This is a genomic window from Streptomyces sp. MZ04, assembly GCF_004684775.1.
Lineage (GTDB): Bacteria > Actinomycetota > Actinomycetes > Streptomycetales > Streptomycetaceae > Streptomyces.
On the sequence record NZ_SRIC01000377.1, the window covers coordinates 1 to 6,550 of the forward strand.

Consider the following 6,550-nt stretch of genomic DNA (forward strand, 5'->3'; position numbering starts at 1 on the left):
CGGTGGCGGGGGAGGTGGCGGGGTCGAGGCCGAGGCGGTGGGCCACCTCCTCGGCCAGTTCGTCGCGCCACTGGGCCTGGCGCTCCAGGAAGCGGGCGCGCAGGGCGGGAGTGCCCAGGATCAACTGCACCACACGCAGCGCCTGGTCGGAGTGCCCGGCACAGGCGTTCACGGAGACCAGGACGGTGTGCCGCAGCGCCGCCGACAAGGACTCCTGGGCGGGCCGCCCCGCCAGCTCCGCCCGCATATCGGCACCCATGCCGGCCAGGAACTGGACGACGACGTCCTCCTTGGACGCGAAGTACCGGAAGAACGTCCGCTTGGACACGCCTGCGGCGGCCACGATCTCGTCGACCGTGACGGCGTCGAACCCCCGACCAGAGCAAGCGAGTGTTCGTCGTCACCGGAGCCAACAGCGGCCTAGGTCTGGCGACCACGCGCGCGCTCGCCCTCAAGGGCGCGACCGTGATCCTCGCTGTGCGAGACGAGGCGAAGGGCCACCGGGCGGCAGCGGAGATCACCGCTCAACACCCGGACGCACGGCTCGAGGTGCGCCGTCTGGACCTGTCCGACCTGGACTCGGTACGAGACTTCGCCACCACTTGCGCGCCGACCACGCCCGCCTGGACGTACTGATCAACAACGCCGGTGTGCTGGCGCCGCCCCGCACGCTCAGCGCGCAGGGCCACGAACTGCAGTTCGCCGCCAACCACCTGGGCCACTTCGCGCTCACCGGACTGCTCCTCGACCGGCTGTCGGCCGGTGACAACCCCCGTGTGGTCACGGTGAGTTCGGCCAACCACCGCCAGGCGAAGCTCTTCTTCGAAGACATCTCAGGCGAGCACAAGTACACGCCCATGGGCTACTACAACCAACGGATGGCATCGGGTGCACGTGCCGTCGGTCGGGTGCCGAAGATCCGGTAAACCTGCACGCTGTTCACTGGCAGGCCGTACGGAAACTGAACAGTAGTCACGACTGTGCCGGATTACAGCGGCCTTCGCGTCGGGGTGTCCCTCTGAGGGGTCGTCGACGGCCGTTGTGTATGTAGTGAATCCGCAGGCCATGTGGAGGAGTTGGTGTGCTCGATCACCGCGCTGTCACACCGGTGAAGTCGCCTTTCGCGATACGCCCCGTTTGAGCCCCGGGCGGCTGGTCGCCTCTTTGTCGGCGTGCTTTGATCCGTCGCGTGGCACAAGTCGCCGGGAAGGGTTCCCGGTTTCGGAATCGGGCGAACACCGCCATTCCTAAGTGTCTATTCGAAGGGAACCGCGCGTGACGAACCTTGACTCCGGGGTTGCAGCAGCCGAGATCTCCGACGTCGACCTGGACAACATCTCCGGCGGCAACGCGGCCGGCGGCTCCGGCGCTCTCTTCCTTGAGACGCCGCACGCAAACATCTGTGCCGACCTCATGACCGTCGCTTCGCCCGAGGGTCTTACGGCGAGCGTGAGCTGCCACGCTGCCACGCTGTAACGACACGGCTACCCGCGAGGGGCCCCGGACCGCACGGTCCGGGGCCCCTCGCGAGAGCTGGATGCCCCGTGTCTCGTGCGGGGCGGGCAGTAGCCCGCCGTCGGTGCCGATGAGTGCGAACGGCCGGTCGTCGGCGAAGCCGAACCGGTAGAAGGCGCCGGACCTGGTCCCCGGCCTGGACCATCGACCAGCCGCGGTCGCCCCCCTGGTATCACCAGCAACCGCAGACCGCCTGACACGTCTACCGCGGCATGGCAGGCCTGTTCATCCTCGACGAGACCCATGCCGATACCGACGCCGGGCCGCATGCCACACGCGGCGCCTTGCCGAACCGCTACGGCGTGGACGACATCCCCGTCATCGCGCATTCCGTGCAGCGGCCCGTCGCATGCACCTCGGTGCGCCGAGACTCAGACCTTGATGACGGTGACGCGCGCGCCGCAAGGCGGTGACGTCCTCGGGGTCGGAAGTGAGGATGGTGACCGGTCCGGGGGCGGCGAGGGCGGCGGCGCTGAGCATGGCGTCGATGGCGTATTCGTGGCCGTGCAGGCCGGCGGCGGCCAGGAGGGCGGCTGCGTGCCGGGCGATCGGTTCGGTGACCGGCTCGACGACCAGGCGAGAAAGCGTCCACTCCAGGGCCGGCCGGTTGATGTGGGGGTGGACCACCTCGACGATGGGCAGCGGGAGGTCGGGATGCCGGGTTCCGTGGAGGCGGTGGGACGGTGCTGAGAGCAGGGCGCGATGGGCTGGGCACGTAGAACAGGCCGCTCTGGCGCCGGAGTTCGGTGTCGAGTTCGCACCGTTTGTCTTTTGGCGTGTACAAAAAGGCTCTGACCTGCGTTTCCGCTGGTCAGAGCCTCATTCCGGAGTGCCCCCGGCGGGTTTGCCAGCAGATGGGAACGGGCACGACCAGCGGGTTTCCGGTGGGCGGGTCACGGTCGCGGCAACATATCTCCCGCCGTCGGCTACCAGTCCGGCTGGACCGACCCCGACACCAGCGACGTCAATATGGCGGCCCGCTGATACCGCCGGGCACCGGCTCCTTCGCGTCATGGGACACCTGGCTGCTCGATGCGCAGCCATCACCGTCCGCTGCCTGCTCCGACGCGCCTGGACTCTCTACCGCTGGGGCACCCGCCCACGAAACCCTCGCATCCGATGACCTGCACTCCAGAGGCGCGAGGCTTTGCTTGATCAACTGCATGTGCAAAGCGGGAAGGCACAGACAGCTGCCTACCGACCTCGTGCAGTTCCGCGCGCCCCTGCTGTGGTTGCTCGACTGCCTGACCTATTGATGACCGGATCGGTCCGCTACCGGCCCCGATGCGGCCTGTCGCCGTCCCGCCGGTGCGGCTCAGGCTTAAGAACATGACCCGAGCACTGATTGTCATTGATGTCCAGGAGTCCTTCCGCGCCGATCCGCTGTGGGAGACCACCTCCGACCTGAGGATCGCCGGCCAGGTGAACCGCCTGGTCCGGCTCTCCCGTCAGGCCGGGGACCTAGTGGTGTGGGTACTGCACTCCGAGCCCGGCGCCGGCGATGTCTTCGACCCGGCCCTCGGCCATGTCCGGCTGATGGAGGAGCTGGAGCGAGCGGATGGGGAGCCGCTGATCCACAAGACCTCGCACAACGCCTTCACCACCACCAACCTGCAGCAACTCCTCACCGCGCGCGGCATCCGCGAGCTCACCGTCTGCGGCATCCGCACCGAGCAGTGCGTGGAGACGACCACCCGCGTCGCCGGCGACCTCGGCTACCAGGTCACCCTTGTCATCGACGCGACTGCGACCCATCCCATCCCCCACCGCGACGCTCCCGCCGACCAGAGCGTCGCCGATCTGCTGGCCGACCCCCGCACGCTGCCTGCCGAAGAGGTCATCAGGCGCACCGAGTACGCCCTCGCCGGACGCTTCGCCACCATCGCGACCATCGACCAGCTGGAGGCCGCAGCAGGAGTTCATGCATGATGACTGAATCGTGAGCCACATCGTCTTCTTCCTGGTGCCCGGAGTGCACTTGCTGGACCTGGCCGGCCCCGCGCAGGTCTTCTCCACGGCCGCCGACTTCGGGCACCCCTACACGCTCGCCTACGTCGCCGAGCAGCCACAGATCTCCACCGCCCAGGGGCTGCCGCTGACGGCCGGGCTCGACTGGCCCGAGCTCGGGCCCGAGGACCTGATCGTGGTGCCCGGCTGGCGGACGGGCACCCTGGCCGACGGCCGCCCCGCCATCGGTGCCGCCTCCCTCCAGGTCCTCCGGGACCACCACGCCAGGGGCGGGACGGTGGCCAGCGTCTGCTCCGGAGCCGAGGCACTCGGCCAGGCGGGCCTGCTCGACGGCCGCCACTGCACCACCCACCACGACGTGCAGGACGAGCTGGCCCTGCGCCACCCCAGGGCGGTGGTCGTCCGCGACGTCCTGTTCACCGCCGACGACCGGGTGATCACCTCGGCCGGCATCGCCAGCGGCATCGATCTGGCCCTGCACCTGGTCGCGACCCGGCACGGCCCGGCCGCCGCCGCCCGAGTGGCCCGGGACATGGTCGTCTATGCCCGCCGCAACGGCCATGAACCGCAGTCCAGCGCGATGCTCCGGCATCGGTCCCACCTCGACAACACCGTGCACCGCGCCCAGGACCTCATCGACGCCCGCTTCGACCAGCCACTGCCCCTGGCCACCCTGGCCGCGGCCGTCGGCGTGAGTGAACGCACCCTCACCCGCCTCTTCAGCCGCAGCACCGGGCTCACCCCACTGCGCTACCAGCAGACCCTCCGCCTCGAACGCGCCCAACACTTGATCAGCCACGGCGCGACGCTCGACGCCGCCGCCCGCTCAGTCGGTTTCGAGGACCCGCGCATGCTGCGCCGCCTCCGCGCCCGCACGGCCTGACTGCGTCAGGTAACCGAACGCCCCCGGGTAGTGCGACTGACTCCCGTGCCTACCTACTGGCGGAGGCTCTAAGTGGTCCCACAAGGAAGAGGCCGACTGTTCTCCAGTGAGCGGGGCAACGTGATCGCGGCCTCCTCGTATTCGCGTGCGTGGAAGCAAGCGCGGGAACTAGCCCTCGCCCCGGATCAGGTGGCCTCGGTTCTCGCTTTCCGTCCGTACGACCTCCGCCACGCGGGCGTCTCCCAGTGGCTCAACTCCGGTTTACCCGCCCCGGAGGTCGCCGCTCGCGCGGGCCACTCGGTGGACGTCCTTTTGAAGATCTACGCCAAGTACATCGACGGCCAGGAGCAAGAGATGAACGACCGGATCACGCACGGACTGGGGGAGGAGGACGACACCGAAGACTGACCAACCGCACGACTGGCCAATGCGAGCCCCGGGCTGGGAACGGTCCGGGGCTCGCGCCTGTCCACGCATGGTCCACAGGGCTATGTCCGGAGGCGGTCGCATGCCTTCTGACCTGCCATGAAGGCCTACAAGATCAACACGCTATTGCAGCGTGATCACTGGCAAACGGCTGCTTTCGACGGCATCTGCCCGCACGGGGCTGTAGATACGCGAAGACCCCGGCCTCAGCCTTTCGGCTGGTGACGGGGTCTTTGGGCACCTAGTCCAAGGTGCCCCCGGCAGGATTCGAACCTGCGCACACGGCTCCGGAGGCCGTTGCTCTATCCCCTGAGCTACGGGGGCGTGTCAGCGCGGTTTGTGCGGCGACGGGTAGAACCCTACCAGCTCCCAAGGGCTCCCCATGAACAGGTATTTCCGCATCTCCGTGGCCGTCGGAGCGGCCACATCCGTGGCGTGCGTCCCAGGGGTCGCCCGGGCTCGAGGGGCCGGACGCGGAGGCGCGTGCCTGCGCTCCCCCGCACGGGGCGGAAGTGGGGAAAACCCGGACGCGGCGGCCTGCGCGGACCTACTCTCGAGTTGTGTCAGGCGTGCCCGGCCGCGTGCTTGTTGTGGACGACAACAAGGTCATCCGGCAACTGATCAGGGTCAACCTCGAGCTGGAGGGCTTCGAGGTCGTGACCGCGGCTGATGGTGCCGAGTGCCTGGATGTGGTGGATCAGGTCATGCCCGACGCCGTCACCCTCGATGTGGTGATGCCCCGCCTCGACGGGCTGCGGACCGCCGCGCGGCTGCGTTCCGATCCCCGGACCCGGAATCTGCCCATCGTGATTGTCAGTGCCTGTACTCAGTACGAGGTGGAGAGCGGGCTGGGTGTAGGTGTGGACGCCTTCCTCGCCAAGCCCTTCGAGCCTGCCGAACTTGTCGGCATCGTACGGCAGTTGCTGGAGCGTGACCGTGGTGCCGAAGCGCTCGGCGGTGACCTCGGGGCAGGGACCGGCGAGGCCGAGCGCGCGGGCCGCACCGGCGGCTGAGCCGACCGTCCCGAGGCGCTCCACGGTGCTGGGCGGGTGCCGGGATCAAGTCCCGGTACATCACCCCACCCCCGTCCACATCCCGGACCATCCGCTAAACCAGGTCGCGTCCCTACCCCCCTCCTCCCATACGCTTGTCCCGTGACCCCCGTCGAGCTCTCCCGTTCCGTGCTGCGCGCCATGCGCCGTGCCGTCGATGACGGTGAGCTCCGTGACGTTGGCATGCCCACGCGGGTGATCGTCGAGCGGCCCCGGCCCGGTGGCCGTGGGGATTACGCCACCAACGTCGCCCTGCAGCTCGCCCGCGTCGCCGGGCTGCCGCCGATGCAGGTGGCCGAGATCCTGTCCCCGCGCCTCGCGCTCGAGCCCGGTATCGCCGGCGTCGACATCACCGGGCCCGGCTTCCTCAACATCACCCTCGCCGAAGGTGAAGGTGAAGGTGAAGGTGAAGGTGAAGGCAGCGGGGGAGCAGCTCTCGTACGCGACGTACGCGAGCGCGGCGCCTGCTTCGGGCACGTCCACCCCGACACCGGCGCCCGGCACCAGCTCCACTTCCCCCGCGAAGTCCGCGCCGCCGTTCTCGCCGACGCCCTTCGCCGCATCCTCCGGTCCCAGGGCGGTCTCGTACGGAGCACCTGTGACGAGGTGCCCGACCCCGCCTGGACCGCGCTCGGCGTCCACGTCGACGCCCACGGGAAGCCGCCCGTCCCGCTCAAGACCCTCCGGCCCGTTCCCGCCCCGGGGG

The 6,550-nt window shown here is 69.1% G+C and carries 4 protein-coding genes, 1 tRNA gene and 5 pseudogenes; 7 read left to right on the forward strand and 3 right to left on the reverse strand.

The annotated features are described in order from the left end of the window. Positions 1-376, reverse strand: a pseudogene (locus E2651_RS39640) (TetR family transcriptional regulator); the annotation flags it as partial. Positions 377-390: 14 nt separating this feature from the next. On the opposite strand from E2651_RS39640, the pseudogene E2651_RS39645 reads away from it, so the two are divergent. Together E2651_RS39645 and E2651_RS39650 are read left to right on the forward strand one after the other, a co-directional pair. Then, positions 391-875 (forward strand): annotated as a pseudogene (locus E2651_RS39645) (SDR family NAD(P)-dependent oxidoreductase); the annotation flags it as partial. Positions 876-1,275: 400 nt separating this feature from the next. Continuing rightward, positions 1,276-1,476 carry a hypothetical protein gene (locus tag E2651_RS39650; protein WP_135336133.1) on the forward strand — a complete coding sequence of 67 codons (201 nt, stop codon included), beginning with the start codon at positions 1,276-1,278 and terminating at the stop codon, positions 1,474-1,476. Between the two features lie 410 nt (positions 1,477-1,886). Here E2651_RS39650 and E2651_RS45755 read toward each other — a convergent pair. Beyond that, positions 1,887-2,151: pseudogene (locus E2651_RS45755) on the reverse strand (DNA-binding protein); the annotation flags it as partial. Between the two features lie 693 nt (positions 2,152-2,844). On the opposite strand from E2651_RS45755, the gene E2651_RS39660 reads away from it, so the two are divergent. The 3 genes and pseudogenes from E2651_RS39660 to E2651_RS39670 all read left to right on the forward strand — a co-directional run. Beyond that, positions 2,845-3,444, forward strand: a complete 600-nt coding sequence (locus E2651_RS39660; RefSeq protein WP_135336134.1) for an isochorismatase family protein — start codon at positions 2,845-2,847, stop codon at positions 3,442-3,444. Between the two features lie 10 nt (positions 3,445-3,454). Then, positions 3,455-4,366 carry a DJ-1/PfpI family protein gene (locus tag E2651_RS39665; protein WP_135336135.1) on the forward strand — a complete coding sequence of 304 codons (912 nt, stop codon included), beginning with the start codon at positions 3,455-3,457 and terminating at the stop codon, positions 4,364-4,366. A gap of 90 nt (positions 4,367-4,456) precedes the next feature. Further along, positions 4,457-4,774: pseudogene (locus E2651_RS39670) on the forward strand (site-specific integrase); the annotation flags it as partial. A gap of 270 nt (positions 4,775-5,044) precedes the next feature. Here E2651_RS39670 and E2651_RS39675 read toward each other — a convergent pair. Continuing rightward, positions 5,045-5,116: transfer RNA gene (locus E2651_RS39675), tRNA-Arg, on the reverse strand. A 188-nt stretch (positions 5,117-5,304) separates the two neighbouring features. Between E2651_RS39675 and E2651_RS39680 the strand changes: the two genes are divergently transcribed. Continuing rightward, the gene (locus E2651_RS39680; RefSeq protein WP_135336136.1) at positions 5,305-5,805 is read left to right on the forward strand and encodes a response regulator; all 501 of its coding nucleotides are present in this window, start codon (positions 5,305-5,307) and stop codon (positions 5,803-5,805) included. Positions 5,806-5,946: 141 nt separating this feature from the next. After that, positions 5,947-6,550: pseudogene (locus tag E2651_RS39685) on the forward strand (hypothetical protein); the annotation flags it as partial.